This is a genomic window from Rhodococcus sp. NPDC057135, from assembly GCF_042670865.1.
Classification (GTDB): Bacteria; Actinomycetota; Actinomycetes; order Mycobacteriales; family Mycobacteriaceae; genus Rhodococcus_F.
On sequence record NZ_JBHUUU010000019.1, the window covers coordinates 20,734 to 39,797 of the forward strand.

Sequence of the window (19,064 nt, forward strand, 5' to 3'; positions counted from 1 at the left end):
GTCGTTCGACACGGAATCACGACACTGACGACGCTTTGACCTCAGCCTTCGCATGCCGTCCGAGCAGCACGTATCCCACCCAGGATCCGACAACCACCGTCGCCGCGAGCGCTTGCACAAGGCCTTCGATACTCACTGGATAGAACACACCGGTGATGTAGTGCGAGATGAATCCGGTGGACGGCAATTCCGCGATTCCGGCCATCCGGCGGGCCCAATTCTCGAGATTGGTCAGCGGGCAGTCATATCCGACCGCTATCGAGCCGGCTCCCCAGACAACCGCAACAAGATGGAATGCAATGGTACGACGCCACTTCCACGCCACGAATCCACCCAGCACCACATAGAGAACAAACCCGAAGTGGACGAACACCGTCACTACTTCGATGAGCCGATACACCATCGTCGTCTCCGCTCGTGGCGCGGAAGTCCCGCAACAACCAGACTATTCCGATGTTAGTCCCCGTAGCGGCGATCTACCCGGTGTATGCAGCCGTCGTGCGGGCAGCGGCGGCGCGGGCGGCATCCGGGTCGTCGCCCGATGCGATTGCGGCAGCGGCCCATGATTCGCTGCTTCCCGCGATGAATGCCTTGGCCTCGTCACTCGCCGACCATTCGGGTGTCTCGAGCGGCGTCGCAATCCCGAGTTCCACGTGTCGAGCCAACCCGAGCAATGCCATGTCCCAGCCGACGCCGACGGCGCCAGGACCGTACTCGGCCCACCGATCCGGCTCGACGTCCGCGGCGTGTTCGAAATCGAACAGTGTTGCACTGCCGTCTTTTTCGGTGAGGTTCACCGTCACATAGCTCACGTCACCGCCGTATTCCCAGGTGATGCGGAGGGTTCGCAGAGCATCACACACCAGAATTTCGCCGCCGGCGTTGCCGTCGAGTTGGTAGCGCCCGCCGATCCGAGCCTCCCCCGACACCGGCATGAACCACAGCGGGATGCGGTCGAACTCGGTCACCGCCGCCCACACCGTGCCGATGGGTGCCGCGAGCGTCCGCGACATGCGGAGGGTGCGTGTTTTCCCTTCGTCACCGCCGAACGGACTCAGTTCTCGCGCCACCAACTGCAACGAATCAACTGCTTTGTCGACCATGAGGCTCCTCGGTTCGAGCGAAACTTCAGCTCAGTCGCTGCTGTAGATGTACTGATACTTCTTCTCCAGCGGCGCTCTTCCCGATCGCCTTGCAGAGTGCCACGCGCAGCGGAAGCCAGTGAGGTCCGTCGCCGGAGGGCATCAGCGTCGCCTCGAAGGGATGCTCACCATCGAGGGTCCCGACCACTTTGACAGCGCGTCTGGTTCCCAGAAGTTCCGCCGAGCCGGGCACGGTCAAGAACGTTGCGAACGCCCCGTCTTTCTCGATGGGTGAGGTGAACGAGTAGTCGAGCGGTTGTGGAGTCTTGTCAGTGGCCATCTCGCGTCACTACTGAGCGGCGAGCAGGACGTCGGTGTCGAAACACGTGTGAGTGCCGGTGTGGCATGCGGCGCCCTCCTGATCGACGATCAGCAAGACGGAATCGCCGTCACAATCAAGGCGCACCTCGTGTACGTACTGGGTGTGCCCGGAGGTCTCTCCCTTGACCCAGTACTGCTGCCGCGAGCGCGAATAGTACGTCCCCTTACGGGTTTCCAGTGTTCGCGCGAGCGCTTCGTCGTCCATCCACGCGACCATCAGCACATCACCGGTCGACTTCTCCTGCGCAACCGCGCTGAACAGTCCGGCGTCGTTTCGCTTCAGCTTCGCCGCGATTGCGGGATCAAGGCTCATATGACGTTTATACCTTCCACCTGTGACTTCCGTGGAATTCCCCTGCACGGCCGCCCTAGAATGGAAGTTCCTTCGCCGTCACCGTGGAAGAAGATCCGACATGAACCATCAGCATCATGACGGTCCGCACCCGGAGTACACCTGCCATCTCGCGAACCCGAATACCGATCGCGTCCGAACCCGCCACATCGTTCTCGGCATCGGCCCAGGTACTACCAGCAAGAATGTACTCAGCTACGCACTGACGCTTGCCGCCAAGGAGGATTCAGCCCTCCACGTCGTTCACTGCATCACGTCCGAGGACCTGCCTGTCGAAACCGACTCACCACAATTCGAAACACGCCTGCACGACGAGATGGTGGCGCAACGCGAGCAGACAACCTCGACACTCGCCTCACACACCGACACCTGGACGTACGACTGCACCTACGGAGATCCAGCCGGTGTCATCCTCGCGACAGCGGACAAGTACGACGCCTTCACGATCGTGATCGGCTCACCGCGAAAAGGCGCTGCCTCCGCGGTGAGCCAACTGATTCACAGTTCGGTCTCTTCCCGGCTGAACCGGCAGAACCGCTATCCCGTGATATCGGTTCCCGCCGGCGTCAGATCAGCCAGATAGCCGAACGTCGGCACGTGTCCGCCTAGACGATCGAATAGTCGTCGAGCGGAAAGCGTTTCGCTTCGATGAAAGCGTTGCGTGTCGATGTGGGCCGCAGGATCGCAGCCTCACCGTGCTGATTGAAGTAATAGCTTCGCGCGGTCTGGCAACTGCCGCCGTAGAAGACGGAGTCCGCCAAGTTCTCGGTCATCCGGTCGAGGAACTCGGCGTTGGCAGTTTCGGTGACCTCGAATGTTTCCGCGCCGCGCCGTTTCACCTCGCCGAACAGTCGATCCATGTGCTGCATCTGGGATTCGATCGTCGTGAAGTAGGACAAACCGCTGTACGAGTACGGACTGGCGAGCGTGAGGAAATTGGGGAAGTAAGGAACCGCGACGCCTTCGTAAGCCTGGAAACGGTTGTCACGCCACCACTTACCGAGGTTTCTGCCCTCGCGCCCGATAACCTCGATGGCCGGAAAGTTCACGTCCCAGAGGTTGAAGCCTGTTGCCAGCAGCAAGGTGTCGATCTCGGTCTTGCGGCCGTCGGCCGTGACGATTCCGTCGGCAGCAATGTGGTCGATCGACGTCGTTTCGAGATGCACGTTGTCTTTGGTGAACGTACGGAAGTAGCTGTTGGAGAACGTGGGCCGCTTGCACCCGAAGTCGTAGTCCGGTGTGAGTTGCTTGCGCAGGGTCGCATCTCGGACCTGGGACCGCAGGAATGCGCGCGATGCGGCCGACGCACCCTTGTTCAACAGTTTGACCTGCTTGTAATGCAGGACTGCGCTGACCATGATCATTTCGAGAATCGACGAACTGACGGCGCGGGCGATTCGCTGCGTGAGCGGAATGCGCGAGAACAGCTTCTGCACTGCATTCGGGATGGGGACGTCGATCTTGGGTACCACCCAGATCGGCGTGCGCTGGTAGACGGTCAACTCTGCGGCCTGACGTGCCACCTCGGGAATCAACTGCACAGCGGTAGCACCGGTTCCGATGATTGCGGTCTTGGTGCCGGACAGATCGTAGGAATCGTCCCAGGCAGTGGTGTGAATGATCTTGCCGGCGAAGTCGTCGATACCGGAGATGTCCGGCCGATGCGGTTGCGACAGGAAACCCGTCGCAGTCAGGAGGTACTTGGTAGTGATGTCCGGCGCCCCCTCGACGGATACGACCCAGTGCGAGGAATCCTCGTCCCAGCGGGCTCCGTCGACCACGGCACCGAACGTCATGTGCTTGCGCAGGTCGTATTTGTCTGCGACGTGATCGGCGTACTTCTTGAGTTCGGCGCCCGGCGCAAAGAGCCTGGACCAGTTCGGATTGGGCTCGAACGAATACGAGTACGTGACCGACGCGATGTCGACAGCCAACCCGGGATAGCGGTTGACGTGCCACGTTCCACCCAAATCGTCCTCGCGCTCGAGGATCGCCAGCTTGTTCAGGCCCAGCCGCTTGAGTTGAATGGCCGCACCCATTCCGCCGAAGCCCGCCCCCACCACTACTGCGTCGTACTGCACTGCCATCGGAGAATCCCTCTCATGAACTACGCACTCATGAACTGCACATCAGAAAATGACATGCCATTCCGTTATGGAGAACGGTATCATTCCTGACGTGACGAAGGCCATGACCAGAGCGGAACGAAAAAAGGCGGAATTACGCCGCGAGATCATCGACGCATCGTTCGAGTGCTTCGCCGAGCGCGGCTATCACGCAACCGGAATTGCCGACATCGCAACAACTCTCGGAATCGGCCACGGGACCTTCTACCGGTACTTCGAGAACAAGCGCGACATCATCGACCACGTCATCGACGACCTGATCGCCAAGATCATCAGCGCACTGGCCACCGAGAATTCACCTGACGCAGCAAGCACTCTGGACGAGTACCGCGCTCAAGTGGGACGGATCGCCGAAGCGCTCCCCCGCATCTTCTTCGACGACCCACGCATCCCGCGGGTTCTGCTTTTCGAGACGACGGGCGTCGACGCCGATCTCACCGGCCGGATGCTCGATCTACTCGATCAGTCGGCATCGTTGACAGCGGCGTATCTGCATCACGGCGTCGAATGTGGCTATCTACGCGCCGACCTCGACGTCGACAACACTGCACAGGCCGTCAACGGCATGATGCTGGCAAGTGCGATTCAAGGATTGCGAGCCGATTCGTCCGTCGACTGCACGGCATTGAACCAGGCCATCAGCCGCCTCATGTTCGACGGAATCCGCGCCGAGAACGCCTAGCGAACGACGATTCCCTCGGCACGCATCGCATCCTTGACCTGCGGGATGCTCAGATCGCCGAAGTGGAAGACGCTTGCTGCGAGAACTGCGTCCGCGCCCGCTTCGACAGCCGGGGCGAAGTGCTCGACCAGGCCGGCGCCGCCGCTGGCGATCACCGGTACGTGAACCGCTGCACGGACAGCGCGGATCATCAGCAGGTCGAACCCGGCCTTGGTGCCGTCCGCATCCATCGAGTTCAGCAGGATCTCCCCCACCCCCAATTCCGCGCCACGCTCGGCCCACTCCACCGCGTCGATCCCGGTGCCGCGTTTGCCTCCGTGCGTGGTGACCTCCCAGCCCGACGGAGTATCCGGCTGCCCCTGGGGAACGGTGCGGGCATCGACCGAGAGGACGATGCACTGCGAGCCGAAACGCTCACTCAGTTCCTTGAGCAGTTCCGGGCGCGCGATCGCCGCGGTATTGACGCTGACCTTGTCGGCACCGGCACGCAGCAGACGATCGACGTCCGCGACCGTGCGCACTCCGCCGCCGACGGTGAGGGGAATGAAAACCTGCTCGGCAGTACGACTTACGACGTCGAGCATCGTGCCGCGATCCGACGTGGATGCGGTCACGTCCAGGAACGTCAGTTCGTCGGCACCCTGAGCGTCGTACGCTGCCGCGAGTTCCACGGGATCTCCGGCGTCGCGAAGATTCTCGAAATTGACACCCTTGACCACTCGTCCGGCGTCGACGTCGAGGCACGGAATCACACGAACTGCGAGGGTCATGACTGTGGTCCTCCTGAGGACGAAGCGCGCGGATCACCGAGCGCGTTGAGGATATCGAGAATCTCACCGTGGATGCCCGGAGCGGCGGCGAGCACCGACTCCGATTCTACGGTCCACGGATTGCCGGCCAGATCGGTGACCACCCCGCCTGCACCGCGAACGAGCGCGACCCCGGCCGCGTTGTCCCACGCGTTGCGGCCGTAGACGATCGCACCGCCCAGGATGCCGGCCGCGGTGAAGGCCAGATCGACTCCGGTGGAGCCGTGTATCCGGATCCGCGAGGATACCTTGCTGATCTCGGCGAGCAGGTCGAGTCGGAAGCTACCGGGAATCCGGCCACGGCTGTTGACGTTGAGTGCGCCCAAGCCGACGATCGACGACGCCAGATCGGTCGGCTCCAGTGGCGGTACGGCGATTCCGTTGACCAACAACGGACCGCCTGCGCGAGTGGCGTACGTGTGACCGATCAACGGAAGCCAGGTCAATCCGAGCACCGGGACACCGTCGTCGAGCAGCGCCAACAGCGTTCCGGCAGTAGGTAATCCGGCCGAGTAGTTGAAAGTGCCGTCGACGGGATCGAGAACCCAGACAAGTCCCGAACCGACGTCGGGGCCACCGAATTCCTCGCCGTGCACCTCGATGCCGGTCTGCTCGAACAACTCCGCGCTCAACCGCTTCTCCAGCGCGAGATCGACCTCGGTGGCAAAATCGCCCCAACCCTTGCGGACCGCGCTCGGGGCACCGACACCGGAGACGAACTGATCGTGGACGCCGTCGAGAAGCCGACCCGCAATCGCGAGAAGTTCGTCGAGGTCACGCGTCGGAGTCATCTGGAAAATCTATCCGGAAACTGCTGCCAGTGCTTCGGGGAGAGTGAAGCGACCCGCGTAGAGCGCCTTGCCGACGATCGCGCCCTCCACACCCTGATCTACCAGGCTGGAAATAGCGAGGAGATCCTCGATGGTCGACACACCGCCGGAGGCGACGACGTGCGCGTCGGTGACCGCGCAGACCTGGCTGAGAAGTTCGAGATTGGGCCCGGTGAGAGTGCCGTCCTTGGAGACGTCGGTGACGACGTAACGGGTGCAGCCGTCACGGTCCAAACGCGCGAGGGTCTCCCACAGATCCCCACCGTCGGTGACCCAGCCGCGACCACGGGTGCGGTACTGGCCGTCGACGAGACGAACATCGAGGCCGACGGCGATCTTGTCGCCGTACTTGGCCAAGGCACGTGCACACCACTCGGGATCTTCGATTGCGGCGGTACCGAGATTCACGCGAGCACAGCCGGTGGCCAGCGCAGCTTCCAGGGAGGCGTCGTCGCGGATTCCTCCGGAGAGTTCCACCTTGACCGTCAGGTCGCCGATGACGCCGGCCAGCAGTTCGCTGTTGGATCCACGCCCGAAAGCAGCGTCGAGGTCGACGAGGTGCACCCATTCGGCACCGTCGTTCTGCCAGGCAAGAGCGGCGTCGCGGGGCGACCCGTAACCGGTCTCACTTCCCGCCTCTCCTTGCACGAGGCGAACAGCTTCACCGTTGACGACATCTACAGCAGGCAAAAGGACCAGGCTCACGTGCGGTAACCCTAGTAGGTCAGGACCTCGAACCGTCCTCCGGGTCACCGAACGCTTTTCGGGTCATCCGCTTGGATACGACGCCCATTGCCGCAATCGCGGCGACGACCCCCACGAGACCGATCACGAGGCCGACGCCCGGCGATGGTTTGAGCACAACGATGACGACCGTGGCGACCGCCAGCGCAGCCACCGCGGCGCCGAGCGAGAACAACGCCAGACGAGCGAGGGAGAAATCGTCGCCGCGGTTCGATCCGGATCCCCCGGTCACAAACTCTGCACCCAATTGCTCAGCAACTCGGCGCCTGCATCGCCGGACTTCTCGGGGTGGAACTGCGTCGCGGACAACGCACCGTTCTCGACGGCAGCGAGGAACTTTCCGCCGTGATCGGCCCACGTCAGCTTCGGGGGCGCAATGTGCTCGGACGGCGCGAGTTCCCAACTCTGCACGCCGTACGAGTGGACGAAGTAAAAGCGGGTATCGGCGTCGATACCCTTGAACAGGGTGCTGGACTCCGGAGCCTCCACGGTGTTCCAGCCCATGTGCGGCAGGACCTCTGCTTGCAGCCTCTCGACGGTGCCGGGCCATTCGCCGCAACCCTCCGCCTCGACACCGAATTCGACCCCCCGGTCGAACAGAATCTGCATGCCGACGCAGATGCCCAGCACCGGTCGGCCACCGGCCAGGCGTCTGCCGATGATTCGGTCACCCTGGACTGCACGCAGACCTTCCATGCAGGCCGCGAACGCGCCGACGCCGGGCACCACCAGACCGTCCGCCGCCAGTGCCACCTTCATGTCGTTGGTCACCTCCACCTGCGCCCCGGTGCGCGCCAAGGCGCGAGTGGCCGAATGCAGGTTGCCGGAGCCGTAATCGAGTACAGCAATCGTGGAAGCGCTCATGCCCCAACTCTATCGGGCAACCCTGGCGCCGATCACTTTGCCGCCTGCGGCCAGTGCCGGGAGGAGAGCAACAACTACCGCGGACACCGCGAACACCCACGCATAGCCGGCTGCAGTAGCCACGAATCCCAGCGCCAGCGCTCCGATTCCGGTGCCGGCGTCATAGCCGATGTTCCAGATCGCGCTCGCGGATCCGAGTTGCCTCGGGCCGGCAGCCTGAAACGCCATGACCAATGATTCGTTCTGCACCGCACCGAAACCGAGCCCGAAAAGGACCGCCGCGCAGAACAAGACCGGCGTCGAACCGCCGTCCACGTTGATCGCGAACAGCACCAATCCGATGGTCGATGAGGCCAGTGCCGGTGCGAGTGTCCGACCACTGCCGAGACGGTCGGCGATCAGCCCCGCCGAGTATCGGCCGACCAACATGGACCCACTGGCCGTCGCCAACACCACACCTGCAACGGCCGCGCGCTCCGAAATTGCGATCGGCAGTAGCGACGACAATCCGCCGAACGATGCGGACACGCACGCCAAAGCAAGCACCGGAACCAGGACTGCGAACACGCTCAACCGAGCGGATTCCCCGGTGGGCTGGGCGAAGATCTTCGGTAACCGGGCAATGGCCACCAGTGCGAGTGCCGGGATCAGCGCACCGAGAACGAACACCGGTGTCGCCGACCACCGCTCCATGAGCGCAAGCCCCAGCGGCAGCCCAGCCATCTGCGACGCTGCGATCGCGATCCCCTGAGCGCCAGTGGCACGGCCGAGAATTCGCTTGGGCGCCAACTCCGCCACCAGTGCACTCCCGGCCACCGTCAGCATGCCGAAACCGATGCCACGCACAGCCGAAACGGCCAGGACAGGACCGGCGTCTGCCGAGATCAACAGCACCAACGACGGCGGACCGAGGAGCAGACACCCGACCGCAAGTACGCGTCGGTAGCCCTGCGTCCGCAACAACCGAGGCACGAGCAGTTGCGTCAAGACCGTGGCCGCCATGAAGACACCGGTCACCGATCCGGCAAGCGCATCCGATCCACCGGACTGCGCAACCAGCAACGGCACCACCGGCAACAGCAACGACCAGCCGCCGAAAGCCGCTGCCGCCATGATCAGGACACCGACCATGCCCGGAGTACGAAGCAACCCCGGCGATGGAGCAGGTTTTCGCGTCACAGACGCAGTAACTTTTCGCGTCACAGACGCAGTGCGCCCGCTACCGCCGCCAGAACCGCCATCGCGAGGAGGATTCCCGACGCCAACTTGTTGACCTTGAACATCGAGTAGGCGCCGCCCACAGCAATTCCCGCACCGATGAACAGCAGATAGGTGAAGAGGACGCTCACAGTGTGCCCTTCGTCGACGGCACGCCGCTCACGCGCGGATCCGGCTCGACCGCCTCACGCAGAGCGCGCGCAACGGCCTTGTACTCGGCCTCGGTGATGTGGTGCTGATCGCGACCGTACAGAACCCGAACGTGCAGTGCGATACGCGCATTCAAGGCGATCGACTCGAACACGTGGCGATTGATCACCGCGTGATACGGCACGCCCGGGTACCCGCCGATGACGGAATGCACCATGTAGTCGGGCTCGCCGGTGTGCACGCAGTACGGGCGACCGGAGACGTCGACCGACGCGTGCGCCAGCGTTTCGTCCATCGGGATGAAGGCGTCACCGAAACGACGGATGCCCTTCTTGTCGCCGAGAGCCTGGCCGAGCGCCTGGCCGAAAACGATCGCGGTGTCCTCGACGGTGTGGTGAGCGTCGATCTCGACGTCACCCTTCGCCTTGACGTCGAGATCGAAGCTGGCGTGCGTACCCAACGCGTTGAGCATGTGGTCGAAGAACGGAACGCCGGTGGAGACGTCGACGATGCCGGTCCCGTCCAGATTCAGTTCGACGACGATGCTTGATTCCCGAGTTGTCCGTTCGATCCGCGCGATGCGATCGCTCATGCCGTCTCTCCTGAATTCGTGTCGACCAGCTGGGTGCCTGCGATCTCGTCGCTGGCCTTGATGAACGCGTCGTTCTCGGCCTCGAGCCCCACGGTGGCCCGCAGATACCCGGGGATGCCGATGTCGCGGATGAGAACTCCGCGGTCGAGGTATTCCTTCCATGCCTGCGCACTGTCGGTGAACTGACCGAACAAGATGAAGTTCGCGTCGCTGGGAATCACCCTGAAACCGGTGTCCGCCAGTGCCTTCGACACCCGATCACGCTCGGCGGACAATGCGTGGACACTGCCGAGGGTCTCGTCGGCATGACGCAGGGCGGCACGTGCCGCCGCTTGCGTGACCACCGAGAGGTGATACGGCAAGCGCACCAGCAACAGTGCGTCGATGAACGCGGGCGAGGCGGCGAGGTAGCCGAGTCGGCCACCGGCAAACGCGAAAGCCTTGCTCATGGTGCGGGTGACAACCAGCTTGGCCGGGAACTCGTCGATCAGCGTCATCGCGCTCGGCGCAGCAGAGAACTCCGCGTACGCCTCGTCGACGATCACGATGCCCGGCGCCACGTCGAGGATGCGTCGCAGTTCCGCGATGCCGACGCTGTGTCCGGTGGGGTTGTTGGGGCTGGTCACGAACACGACATCGGGCCGACGTTCACCGATTACGGTGACGGCAGCATCCACGTCGAGTGCGAAATCGTCCCGACGGAAGACCTCGACCCACTCGGTATCGGTCCCGTCGGCGATGATCGGGTGCATGGAGTACGAGGGCACAAATCCCATCGCGCTACGTCCCGGACCTGCAAACGCCTGCAACAACTGCTGCAGAATCTCGTTCGATCCGTTTGCCGCCCAGAGGTTGTCGACGGTGACCGGCACTCCCGTCTGCTTCGACAGGTACGCAGCGAGATCCGTCCGCAGAGCCACGGCATCGCGGTCGGGGTAGCGGTGCAGTTCTTTCGCGGCCTCGCGCACGGACTCGGCGACGTCGTCGATGAGCGCCTGCGTCGGCGGATGCGGGTTCTCGTTGGTGTTCAGCTGAACCGGAACCGTCAACTGCGGTGCGCCGTACGCCGACTTGCCACGCAGGTTCTCACGAATCGGAAGTGCGTCGACCGAAATCGATCCTCCAGGAGCACTATTCATCGCAGAGCTACTCATCGCAAAGCCTCGAATCGCAGGCGCACAGCTTCACCGTGCGCGGGCAGGTCTTCGGCATTGGCAAGCGTGATGACGTGTCCGGCAACATCTTTCAGAGCCGACTCGGAGTAGTCGATCACGTGGATCCCGCGAAGGAACGTCTGCACACTCAGACCGGAAGAGTGACGCGCACACCCAGCAGTCGGCAGAACGTGGTTGGAGCCGGCGCAGTAGTCGCCGAGGCTGACCGGCGCCCATGGGCCGACGAACACGGCACCAGCACTGGTGACCTGAGCGGCGACACCGGTTGCGTCCTCGGTCTGGATCTCGAGGTGCTCGGCCGCATAGGCGTTGACGACGCGCAGACCGGCGGAAACATCGGAGACCAGCACGGTGCCCGACTGACTGCCGGTCAGTGCGGTAGTGACGCGCTCGCGGTGCTTGGTGATCTCGAGCTGCGCGGCCAGAGCCTTGTCGACGGCGTCGGCCAATTCGACGCTGGTGGTGACGAGGACGCTGGCGGCCATGACGTCGTGCTCGGCTTGGCTGATGAGATCGGCGGCAACGTGAACCGGATCAGCCGTGTGGTCGGCGAGGATCGCGATCTCGGTGGGTCCGGCCTCGGCGTCGATGCCGACCAGGCCACGGCACAGACGCTTGGCGGCGGTGACGTAGATGTTGCCGGGACCGGTGATCAGGTCTACCGGCACCAACTCGGAGCCATCGGTATCGGTTCCGCCGTAGGTCAACAGGGCGACGCCCTGGCCGCCGCCGACAGCCCACACCTCGTCGACACCGAGCATGGCTGCGGCGGCAAGGATCGTGGGGTGCGGCAACCCACCGAAATCAGCTTGAGGGGGCGAGGCGACTACGAGCGATCCGACGCCGGCAGTCTGAGCCGGTACGACGTTCATGACAACGCTCGACGGGTACACGGCATTGCCGCCGGGGACGTACAGCCCGACGCGCTCGACCGGAACCCACCGCTCGGTGACCGTGCCGCCGGGGACCACCTCAGTGACGGTGTCCTTACGACGCTGATCGGCGTGCACCTTGCGGGTGCGCTCGATCGCAACCTCGAGGGCTTCCTTGACGGCCGGGTCGAGTTCACGAAGTGCGCGCTCGAGCTCTGCGGCCGGAACCCGAACCGAAGACGGACGAACACCGTCGAACTTCTCGCCGAATTCGAGCGCGGCTTCTGCACCGCGATCACGAACGGCTTCGACCATCGGGCGAACCTGATGCAGTACCGCGTCCACATCCACTCCACCTCGGGGAAGCGCGGCGCGAAGTTCGGCCGTGGATGGGGTACGACCACGCAGGTCGGTGCGGGCAAGCATGAGAGTTCCTCTCGTACGCAAACGGGGTGCCTGTGCAAGCGGCAGCAAACCGGTCCGGCATTGCAGGCCTGAACAACGGGCCCGAAACACAGAACTGACGTCAATTATCCAGGATAGGCGCACCCCATTTTTCACCGGTACACCTGCGATGCTCACTGCAGGTCCGGCGCCCGCCGCCTGGCAAGTTCGATCAGCTCGTCCCTTCGAGGTGTCGCCACCGCGATTTCACGGCCGTCATGCAGACGAAAGCGGACCCCGTCGCCGGGAGACGCGAGAATTACCCGCATCCCGGGGCCGGTCATCCGATAACCGATCCCGGAGCCCATCCCGATATGGACCGCAGTTGCCGACACAACTTCGTCCCACCGAAACACCTGACGCAGCCCTGGAGACAGCGCGATCGTCACCCGTTCGGCGTCTGTGGTGATGATCACGCGCACCTTCCACATGTACGTGGCCAACCCGAAGCCCAGGATCGCGGACAACACAGCACCGACGTAACCCGCCGGGTCGCCTTCCACGATCGCCGCGAACCCGCAGACAATCACCATGATAATTCCGAGAACGACGCACAATGCGACCGTCGACCGCCGCAGTAGTGGGCTCAGCGGAATGGACTCGTGAACTTCGTGCACAGCACCCCCGCCTCGATCGCCGACAACCTCACCCCGAGAAACGACACCGGGAACACGACCATCGCATTACTCCCGCTTTTATAACAAATACGTCACGCACAGATAGGGTCCAAAGTCGTGACAGACAGTGACGTGGCCACGACCGCACCTCCGGCCTTGCCGACCCCCGAGCGATCCAGCGGACCGAACCGAGCGCGGATCGTTGCGATCGTCGCATCGATCCTCGGCATAGTTTTATGCGGATCGGTGCCGTTCCTGCCGATCGAACAGGACACCGCCGCCGTCAACTGGCCGCAGTCCGGATCGACGGCGAGCGTCGAGGCGCCATTGGTCTCGTACACACCGCTGCGTTTGGAGGCATCGATTCCGTGCGCGTCGATCAACGAGTTGACCGCCGCCGGCGGAACACTCGTCTCGACTGCTCCCCCGGGTGCCGCCGACGCGCGGCGCTACGGCTTTGTCGCCACGGTCTACCCCGAATCCGCTGACGCCCCCGCCCGGGTGGACGTGGTCCTGCGCGATCAAGTGTTGCTCTCGACGCCGGTCACTGATCTGCCGAGTGGATGCGCGCTCACACTTTCAGCCGAGCCGACTCGAACCACCTTCGATGCCACCGGTTCCGAACCACGCGTCATCGAGGGCGACAGCCGGCCACAGGTGGTCGGCGTCTTCAGTGACCTCGATTCGGCAGCAGCCGGTTTGAACGTCTCGATCGAGACAGACTCTCGCTTCACGTCGAGCCCGTCGGTGATCAAAACCCTCGCCATGATTCTCGGGGCGCTCACGGCTGTCGTTTCCCTCGTCGCTCTGCACCGTCTCGACAACCGCGACGGCCGGGGCACACGCAAATTCCTGCCTGCCCGGTGGTGGAAGTTCACCGTCCTCGACGGCGTCGTGGTCGGAACTCTGGTGCTGTGGCATTTCATCGGCGCTACCACGACCGACGACGGCTACCAGTTCACGATGGCCAGGGCCTCCGAGCAATCCGGCTACATGTCCAACTACTTCCGGTGGTTCGCAGTCCCCGAAACCCCGTTCGGGACTCCGTACTACAACATCCTCGGACTCTTGGCGCACGTCAGCACTGCGAGCCCCTGGGTCCGCCTGCCTGCTCTGCTGGCGGGCATCATCACCTGGCTCGTCATCAGTCGGGAGGTCGCGCCTCGACTGGGCGCCGCAATCCGCGGAAACCGGCTCGCCCTCTGGACCGGTGCGCTCGTCTTCCTCGCATTCTGGCTTCCCTTCAACAACGGACTTCGCCCCGAACCGATCGTCGCTCTCGGCGTCCTGCTGACGTGGTGCTCGATCGAACGCGCCGTCGCGACGAGACGCCTTCTACCGGTCGCTGTCGCGATTCTGATCGCCGGATTCACCTTGACTGCCGGGCCTTCCGGTCTCATCTGCTTCGCCGCACTCATCGCCGGCATACGCCCGATCATGCGCATCATCATCGAACGTGCGCGCACCACCGGTTATGTCGCAGCTGTCGGGCCACTGTTGGCTGCCGGACTCTCGATCCTCATCCCCGCGTTCGGCGATCAGAGTCTGGCCGCCGTCATCGAGATGCAACGCGTCCACTCGATCTCGCCGAATCAGCCCTGGTTCGACGAGTACCTCCGCTATCAGTACCTCTTCAACATCTCCGTCGACGGTTCCCTGACCCGCAGATTCGGTGTGTTCGTCATGGTTCTGTGCCTTGGCGTCTGCACCGCGATGATGCTGCGCAAGGGCGGCCGGATTCCCGGTTTGGCCGCCGGTCCGTCACGCCGCGTCGTGGGGCTGACGATCGGCGCACTGCCACTGCTGATGTTCTCGCCGACCAAGTGGACCCACCACTTCGGAATCTTTGCCGGACTCACCGCAGTTCTGGCGATGATGACGGCCGTCGCCGTGGGAACGAAACTCCTACGCTCGCCGCGCAATCGGGCCCTCTTTGCGGCGGCTGTCCTGTTCCTGCTGGCGGTCGCGTTCACCGGCAGCAACAGCTATTACTACGTGTCCAGCTACAGCGTTCCGTGGTGGGACAAGCCGGTGTCGATCGGCGGACTCGGTGCGAGCACCGTCCTCCTCGGATTGACCGTGCTGATGCTCGGCGTCGCCGCGTGGTACTTCTTCCGTGAGCCGTACACCGCCGGGAAGGAACCGTCCGCGAAGCACGCTCGACTGCTTGCCATCTCGCCACTGACGATCGCCGCAGGCGCCATGGTCCTCTTCGAGGTGCTGTCCATGTCCAAAGGCGTGATCACCCAATACCCGGCCTATTCGGTGGGCCGCGCGAACGTCGACGCCGTTCTCGGCCAACACTGCGGACTCGCCAACGACGTTCTGCTCGAAACCGATCCGAACTCGTCGATGCTGACCCCACTCTCCGGCAATGTGGCCACGGCGCTCTCCGCAGGTGGGGCGACAGGATTCGATCCGAATGGTGTCGCCTCCGACCTTCGAGCCGACAAGGAAGCCACGGCTACCGGCGGCGCGAACACCGTCGACACCTCCGAGGACACCGCCGGTAACTCGGCCGGAACCGGTGGTGGCGCCGGACAGACCGGAGTCAACGGCAGTTCGGTCGCGTTGCCGTTCGGCCTCGACCCGGCGACAACACCGGTCATGGGCAGTTACGGTCAACCCTCCCCCGGCACTCTGATCAGCGACTGGTACCAACTCCCCGACGTGGGTGAGGACGCAACCCGTGGCGACATCATCTCCATTGCAACGGCTGGCCGTGTCCGATCGGTCGACAAGGACGGAATCGTCACCTACGGCCAGAACGTCGAGGTCGAGTACGGCACAGCGCGCGGCGTCGACGACGCAGAAGCAGACGATGTGGAAACACTCGGAAAGATCGCGCCCCTCGACATCGGGCCGGCACCGTCATGGCGGAACCTGCGTGTGCCGCTGGATCAGATTCCCGTCGAAGCCAACAGCATTCGACTTGTCGTCAGCGACTACGACAGCAAGGCCGACCAATGGGTGGCCGTTACCCCGCCACGCGTTCCGAAGACCCAGAAGCTCAACGACGTCGTCGGCTCGCAGACGCCCGTCATGCTGGATTGGGCTGTCGGCCTGGCATTCCCGTGCCAACGCCCCTTCGATCACCGGGTCGGAATCGCCGAGGTCCCCGAGTACCGGATCCTTCCCGACCATTCCGGCGCGCTCGTGACCAGTGCCTGGCAGGACCACTACGGCGGCGGACCGTTGGGGTGGATCGATCTGCTGCTCAGCGCTCAGACCATTCCGTCGTACCTCGACAACGACTGGGCTCGCGACTGGGGTTCGATCGAGAAGTACACACCGATCGATCCGAGCGCAGTGCCTGCCCAGATCGACGAATCGACCGTTCAGCGCTCCGGGACGTGGAACCCGGGATCGATGACCATGGTTTTCTGAGCGGCAGAGTGACTGAGTGACGCGGTCCAGTCGCGGGCGGATCGGACGAAACGCCTGCGACTGGACACTTGTATGACTTAGTCTCCCAGGCATGGGAGCCCTGTCACGGTCTATCGCGCCTGCGCTGATGGCACTGACGTGCCTGCTCGGGGCGCTCGCCCTTCCCACTCCCGCCTCGGCTGAGGTCCCGGATGACTTCCTCTGGGGCGTTGCCACCTCCGGATTCCAATCGGAAGGATCGTCACCGGACAGCAACTGGTCCCGATACTCCGACTCCGGACGAACCCACGACAAGATCGGCGATTCGGTCGACTTCCGCCATCGCTACGCCGAGGACATCGACCGGGCGGCCGATCTGGGGTCGAAGGTTTTCCGCTTCGGCGTCGAGTGGGCTCGGGTTCAGCCCACCCCGGGAAACTGGAACGAGACCGAATTCGCGTACTACGACGACGTGGTGACGCACATCCGCGCGCGAGGCATGACTCCGATGATCACGCTCGACCACTGGGTGTATCCGGGATGGGTTGTCGATCAAGGCGGATGGACAAATCCGAAGACCGAAGCCGACTGGCTGGTCAACGCAGAGAAGGTAGTCGAGCGGTACTCCGGGATCGGTGCGCTGTGGATCACGATCAACGAGCCGACTGTGTATGTTCAGCGCGAATTGACCTACGGCGGAATCGCTCTCACCCAGGCACCGTCGATGTTCGACTCATTGGTTCGGGTTCACCGGGCGATCTACGACCGGATACACGTTCTCGATCCCGGCGCTCGTGTGAGCAGTAATTTCTCCTTCATTCCCGGCGTGTCCGAGGCGATAGATTCGGTGTTCACGGATCGAGTGCGCGACAAGCTCGACTTTCTCGGGATCGACTACTACTACGGTGTGGCCCTGAACAATCCGAGTGCCGCGTACGCCGCACTCGACGAGTTCTACAACGTCACACCTCAACCCGAAGGCCTGTACGACGCGTTGATGCGTTACTCGGGCAAGTATCCCGAACACCCCCTCTACATCGTCGAGAACGGCATGCCCACCGACAACGGAGCGCCGCGCGCCGACGGATACACACGCTCGAATCACCTACGAGATCACATCTATTGGATGGAACGCGCCCGAGAAGACGGCGCAGACGTGATCGGCTACAACTACTGGTCCATCACCGACAACTACGAATGGGGTTCGTACCGACCTCGATTCGGCCTCTACACCGTAGATGTTCTCGACGATCCCACCGCGGCCCGAATCCCGACCGACGGAGTCGACACCTACCGCCGGATCATTCGCGACAACGGCGTCGGCGCCGACTACGTGCCCGTCATGGCCCCGGCTTTCTGCTCGCTCGTCGACCCTCCACGCAGCTGCACGGCGACTCGATGACAGCCGTTTTCCGAATTTCCACCACTCCTCGTCGTTAGGATGCCCCATGCGAACACTGCAAAAGATCGCCGGAACTGCTGCTGCCACTGCTGCCCTGATCCTGGCTGCGGGAGGCGCTGCGACGGCAGCCCCCAACCCGGCCGATTCGCCCCGTGAGGCGCAGGCACGTGCCTACATCGACGCCCTCGTCTCCCATGACGTCTCCGATGTGCATTTCGCCCCGGACGCGACGCGCGTCGAAGCCGGAATCAAGACCGGATTCTCCGGACCGCAGATGACCGCCGACCTCGAAAACGGCATCCAGTACCGCGTCATCCAGGGCATACGCGACCTCGAGATGTCGGAAGCCGGGGACATCGTCTCGACCACCTACCTGCTGGACGCGGGAATCGGTGACACTCGCCTCATGACCGTCGAGATTCGTGAAACCTTCGAAGTCCGTGACGGACTCATCCACGACGTCGTCGCCCACATCATCCCGGTGTCGGTGTCGTGACGCGCGCCCGATAGCTACTGGGCGGTGCACCCGAGACCCGGGTGCACATCGCCGCAAAAGCAGCCGGCGTCGAGTATCCGAGTTCAGACGCAACGGACGTCACACTGACGCCGGCGGAGAGTTTCGGAAGCGCATGAAGAATGCAGGCACGCTGCATCCACGACGACGCGCTCATCCCCGTTTCCGAGATCAGCAAGCGGTGCAGCGTTCGTTCACTGATGTGGAGTCGCCCGGCCCACCGCGCGGGCGAGTCGTGAATCGACGGGCCTGCGAGATACCGCGTGCACAATGCCCGCAATCCCGGGTGCCGAGGCAGTGGGAGTTCCACAGGTAGGGGTGCAAGATCGCGAAGTTCGTGGAGGATCAGCTGAACTACTGCGGTCTCACGTCCGTGAGCAGAGAAGTCGTCCTCCACGTTCAATTCGACATCCATGTCGACCGCAGCGACAAGTAGCTCGCGCAGTAGCGGCGAGACCGCGACCACTCGGCACCTGACCGGAAACCAGGGAACTGCGGACGGTTCGATGTAGAGGCTTCGTGTGCTGACGCCGTCCATCGTCACCGCATGAACGACACCGGCGGGAATCATGACCGCATTGGACGGCAGAACCGTCCACTCACCGTCGTCGGTTTCGACGTTCATCGCACCGTTCACAGCGAAGAGGAACTGGGCTCGCCGATGATCGTGGGCAGCCAGCGCGTGGCCGCGCGGGTAGTCGGTTCCGATGGCGAGAACACTGCGACGTGAGTGATCGACGCGCTTGATCGCAATGTTGCGCACCCGAGAGAACCTACCGAGTCGGTGTCCGATTGACAATGGAATCTGGCGAACCTTCGAATGTGAGCCAGCAGGGAAATCGCT

Annotated in this window: 22 protein-coding genes; 5 read left to right on the top strand and 17 right to left on the bottom strand. The window is 63.3% G+C overall.

Features of this window, described 5'->3' with window-relative positions:
* Nucleotides 1-16: 16 nt before the first annotated feature.
* The 4 genes from ACFT1A_RS27485 to hisI all read right to left on the bottom strand — a co-directional run bounded on the left by ACFT1A_RS27485 (nucleotide 17) and on the right by hisI (nucleotide 1,776).
* Entirely contained in the window at nucleotides 17-403 is a 387-nt protein-coding gene (locus ACFT1A_RS27485; protein ID WP_378449580.1) for a DUF2784 domain-containing protein, read from the bottom strand.
* A gap of 73 nt (nucleotides 404-476) precedes the next feature.
* Nucleotides 477-1,103 carry an SRPBCC family protein gene (locus ACFT1A_RS27490; RefSeq protein WP_378449581.1) on the bottom strand — a complete coding sequence of 209 codons (627 nt, stop codon included), beginning with the start codon at nucleotides 1,101-1,103 and terminating at the stop codon, nucleotides 477-479.
* Between the two features lie 25 nt (nucleotides 1,104-1,128).
* Nucleotides 1,129-1,422, bottom strand: a complete 294-nt coding sequence (locus tag ACFT1A_RS27495) for a DUF1905 domain-containing protein (protein ID WP_378449582.1) — start codon at nucleotides 1,420-1,422, stop codon at nucleotides 1,129-1,131.
* Between the two features lie 9 nt (nucleotides 1,423-1,431).
* The gene (gene hisI, locus ACFT1A_RS27500; protein ID WP_378449583.1) at nucleotides 1,432-1,776 is read right to left on the bottom strand and encodes a phosphoribosyl-AMP cyclohydrolase; all 345 of its coding nucleotides are present in this window, start codon (nucleotides 1,774-1,776) and stop codon (nucleotides 1,432-1,434) included.
* Between the two features lie 100 nt (nucleotides 1,777-1,876).
* Between hisI and ACFT1A_RS27505 the strand changes: the two genes are divergently transcribed.
* Nucleotides 1,877-2,398, top strand: coding sequence for a universal stress protein (locus ACFT1A_RS27505; RefSeq protein WP_378449584.1), 522 nt, complete (start codon nucleotides 1,877-1,879; stop codon nucleotides 2,396-2,398).
* A gap of 22 nt (nucleotides 2,399-2,420) precedes the next feature.
* On the opposite strand, the gene ACFT1A_RS27510 is transcribed toward ACFT1A_RS27505, so the two are convergent.
* Complete coding sequence (locus ACFT1A_RS27510) at nucleotides 2,421-3,902, bottom strand: flavin-containing monooxygenase (RefSeq protein WP_378449585.1); 1,482 nt, start codon at nucleotides 3,900-3,902, stop codon at nucleotides 2,421-2,423.
* Nucleotides 3,903-4,005: 103 nt separating this feature from the next.
* On the opposite strand from ACFT1A_RS27510, the gene ACFT1A_RS27515 reads away from it, so the two are divergent.
* Nucleotides 4,006-4,623, top strand: a complete 618-nt coding sequence (locus ACFT1A_RS27515) for a TetR/AcrR family transcriptional regulator (RefSeq protein ID WP_378449660.1) — start codon at nucleotides 4,006-4,008, stop codon at nucleotides 4,621-4,623.
* Here the strand turns inward: ACFT1A_RS27515 and hisF are convergent.
* The 11 genes from hisF to ACFT1A_RS27570 form a co-directional block, all read right to left on the bottom strand.
* The gene (gene hisF / locus ACFT1A_RS27520; RefSeq protein WP_095969965.1) at nucleotides 4,620-5,393 is read right to left on the bottom strand and encodes an imidazole glycerol phosphate synthase subunit HisF; all 774 of its coding nucleotides are present in this window, start codon (nucleotides 5,391-5,393) and stop codon (nucleotides 4,620-4,622) included. The two genes, ACFT1A_RS27515 and hisF, sit on opposite strands and share 4 nt — an antisense overlap.
* Nucleotides 5,390-6,223: an inositol monophosphatase family protein gene (locus tag ACFT1A_RS27525; protein WP_378449586.1), complete on the bottom strand. Its 834-nt coding sequence runs from the start codon at nucleotides 6,221-6,223 to the stop codon at nucleotides 5,390-5,392. Before ACFT1A_RS27525 ends, hisF begins: the two co-directional genes overlap by 4 nt.
* A 9-nt stretch (nucleotides 6,224-6,232) precedes the next feature.
* The gene (priA, locus tag ACFT1A_RS27530) at nucleotides 6,233-6,967 is read right to left on the bottom strand and encodes a bifunctional 1-(5-phosphoribosyl)-5-((5-phosphoribosylamino)methylideneamino)imidazole-4-carboxamide isomerase/phosphoribosylanthranilate isomerase PriA (protein WP_003942371.1); all 735 of its coding nucleotides are present in this window, start codon (nucleotides 6,965-6,967) and stop codon (nucleotides 6,233-6,235) included.
* Nucleotides 6,968-6,986: 19 nt separating this feature from the next.
* The gene (locus ACFT1A_RS27535; RefSeq protein WP_378449587.1) at nucleotides 6,987-7,238 is read right to left on the bottom strand and encodes a hypothetical protein; all 252 of its coding nucleotides are present in this window, start codon (nucleotides 7,236-7,238) and stop codon (nucleotides 6,987-6,989) included.
* Nucleotides 7,235-7,870: an imidazole glycerol phosphate synthase subunit HisH gene (gene hisH, locus ACFT1A_RS27540; RefSeq protein WP_003942389.1), complete on the bottom strand. Its 636-nt coding sequence runs from the start codon at nucleotides 7,868-7,870 to the stop codon at nucleotides 7,235-7,237. The genes ACFT1A_RS27535 and hisH overlap by 4 nt, the downstream gene beginning before the upstream one ends.
* A gap of 9 nt (nucleotides 7,871-7,879) precedes the next feature.
* Nucleotides 7,880-9,001: an MFS transporter gene (locus ACFT1A_RS27545; RefSeq protein WP_378449661.1), complete on the bottom strand. Its 1,122-nt coding sequence runs from the start codon at nucleotides 8,999-9,001 to the stop codon at nucleotides 7,880-7,882.
* 68 nt (nucleotides 9,002-9,069) lie between these two features.
* Nucleotides 9,070-9,219 (bottom strand): hypothetical protein, encoded by a 150-nt coding sequence (locus ACFT1A_RS27550; RefSeq protein ID WP_230813421.1) that lies wholly within the window; start codon nucleotides 9,217-9,219, stop codon nucleotides 9,070-9,072.
* Nucleotides 9,216-9,830, bottom strand: a complete 615-nt coding sequence (gene hisB, locus ACFT1A_RS27555) for an imidazoleglycerol-phosphate dehydratase HisB (RefSeq protein WP_003942383.1) — start codon at nucleotides 9,828-9,830, stop codon at nucleotides 9,216-9,218. The genes ACFT1A_RS27550 and hisB overlap by 4 nt, the downstream gene beginning before the upstream one ends.
* On the bottom strand, nucleotides 9,827-10,969 hold the full coding sequence (locus tag ACFT1A_RS27560; protein WP_378449588.1) for a histidinol-phosphate transaminase: 1,143 nt from the start codon (nucleotides 10,967-10,969) through the stop codon (nucleotides 9,827-9,829). The genes hisB and ACFT1A_RS27560 overlap by 4 nt, the downstream gene beginning before the upstream one ends.
* Nucleotides 10,970-10,980: 11 nt before the next feature.
* Nucleotides 10,981-12,303: a histidinol dehydrogenase gene (hisD, locus tag ACFT1A_RS27565; RefSeq protein ID WP_378449589.1), complete on the bottom strand. Its 1,323-nt coding sequence runs from the start codon at nucleotides 12,301-12,303 to the stop codon at nucleotides 10,981-10,983.
* 152 nt (nucleotides 12,304-12,455) lie between these two features.
* Nucleotides 12,456-12,938 (bottom strand): hypothetical protein, encoded by a 483-nt coding sequence (locus ACFT1A_RS27570; protein ID WP_378449590.1) that lies wholly within the window; start codon nucleotides 12,936-12,938, stop codon nucleotides 12,456-12,458.
* 132 nt (nucleotides 12,939-13,070) lie between these two features.
* Here ACFT1A_RS27570 and ACFT1A_RS27575 point away from each other — a divergent pair, with 132 nt between their 5' ends.
* The 3 genes from ACFT1A_RS27575 to ACFT1A_RS27585 all read left to right on the top strand — a co-directional run bounded on the left by ACFT1A_RS27575 (nucleotide 13,071) and on the right by ACFT1A_RS27585 (nucleotide 18,202).
* Nucleotides 13,071-16,325 carry an arabinosyltransferase domain-containing protein gene (locus tag ACFT1A_RS27575; protein WP_378449662.1) on the top strand — a complete coding sequence of 1,085 codons (3,255 nt, stop codon included), beginning with the start codon at nucleotides 13,071-13,073 and terminating at the stop codon, nucleotides 16,323-16,325.
* A 127-nt stretch (nucleotides 16,326-16,452) separates the two neighbouring features.
* Nucleotides 16,453-17,706, top strand: a complete 1,254-nt coding sequence (locus ACFT1A_RS27580; RefSeq protein ID WP_378449663.1) for a glycoside hydrolase family 1 protein — start codon at nucleotides 16,453-16,455, stop codon at nucleotides 17,704-17,706.
* A 46-nt stretch (nucleotides 17,707-17,752) separates the two neighbouring features.
* Complete coding sequence (locus ACFT1A_RS27585) at nucleotides 17,753-18,202, top strand: hypothetical protein (RefSeq protein WP_378449591.1); 450 nt, start codon at nucleotides 17,753-17,755, stop codon at nucleotides 18,200-18,202.
* Here the strand turns inward: ACFT1A_RS27585 and ACFT1A_RS27590 are convergent.
* The gene (locus tag ACFT1A_RS27590) at nucleotides 18,180-18,983 is read right to left on the bottom strand and encodes an AraC family transcriptional regulator (RefSeq protein ID WP_378449592.1); all 804 of its coding nucleotides are present in this window, start codon (nucleotides 18,981-18,983) and stop codon (nucleotides 18,180-18,182) included. The two genes, ACFT1A_RS27585 and ACFT1A_RS27590, sit on opposite strands and share 23 nt — an antisense overlap.
* Between the last annotated feature and the right edge of the window lie 81 nt (nucleotides 18,984-19,064).

What these genes read in the sequence shown, in the direction of transcription:
- ACFT1A_RS27485 (WP_378449580.1), bottom strand. Translation starts at nt 403, where the DNA reads ATGGTGTATCGGCTCATCGAAGTAGTGACGGTGTTCGTCCACTTCGGG.
- ACFT1A_RS27490 (WP_378449581.1), bottom strand. Translation starts at nt 1,103, where the DNA reads ATGGTCGACAAAGCAGTTGATTCGTTGCAGTTGGTGGCGCGAGAACTG.
- ACFT1A_RS27495 (WP_378449582.1), bottom strand. Translation starts at nt 1,422, where the DNA reads ATGGCCACTGACAAGACTCCACAACCGCTCGACTACTCGTTCACCTCA.
- hisI (WP_378449583.1), bottom strand. Translation starts at nt 1,776, where the DNA reads ATGAGCCTTGATCCCGCAATCGCGGCGAAGCTGAAGCGAAACGACGCC.
- ACFT1A_RS27505 (WP_378449584.1), top strand. Translation starts at nt 1,877, where the DNA reads ATGAACCATCAGCATCATGACGGTCCGCACCCGGAGTACACCTGCCAT.
- ACFT1A_RS27510 (WP_378449585.1), bottom strand. Translation starts at nt 3,902, where the DNA reads ATGGCAGTGCAGTACGACGCAGTAGTGGTGGGGGCGGGCTTCGGCGGA.
- ACFT1A_RS27515 (WP_378449660.1), top strand. Translation starts at nt 4,006, where the DNA reads ATGACCAGAGCGGAACGAAAAAAGGCGGAATTACGCCGCGAGATCATC.
- hisF (WP_095969965.1), bottom strand. Translation starts at nt 5,393, where the DNA reads ATGACCCTCGCAGTTCGTGTGATTCCGTGCCTCGACGTCGACGCCGGA.
- ACFT1A_RS27525 (WP_378449586.1), bottom strand. Translation starts at nt 6,223, where the DNA reads ATGACTCCGACGCGTGACCTCGACGAACTTCTCGCGATTGCGGGTCGG.
- hisH (WP_003942389.1), bottom strand. Translation starts at nt 7,870, where the DNA reads ATGAGCGCTTCCACGATTGCTGTACTCGATTACGGCTCCGGCAACCTG.
- ACFT1A_RS27545 (WP_378449661.1), bottom strand. Translation starts at nt 9,001, where the DNA reads ATGGTCGGTGTCCTGATCATGGCGGCAGCGGCTTTCGGCGGCTGGTCG.
- hisB (WP_003942383.1), bottom strand. Translation starts at nt 9,830, where the DNA reads ATGAGCGATCGCATCGCGCGGATCGAACGGACAACTCGGGAATCAAGC.
- ACFT1A_RS27560 (WP_378449588.1), bottom strand. Translation starts at nt 10,969, where the DNA reads ATGAATAGTGCTCCTGGAGGATCGATTTCGGTCGACGCACTTCCGATT.
- hisD (WP_378449589.1), bottom strand. Translation starts at nt 12,303, where the DNA reads ATGCTTGCCCGCACCGACCTGCGTGGTCGTACCCCATCCACGGCCGAA.
- ACFT1A_RS27580 (WP_378449663.1), top strand. Translation starts at nt 16,453, where the DNA reads ATGGCACTGACGTGCCTGCTCGGGGCGCTCGCCCTTCCCACTCCCGCC.
- ACFT1A_RS27585 (WP_378449591.1), top strand. Translation starts at nt 17,753, where the DNA reads ATGCGAACACTGCAAAAGATCGCCGGAACTGCTGCTGCCACTGCTGCC.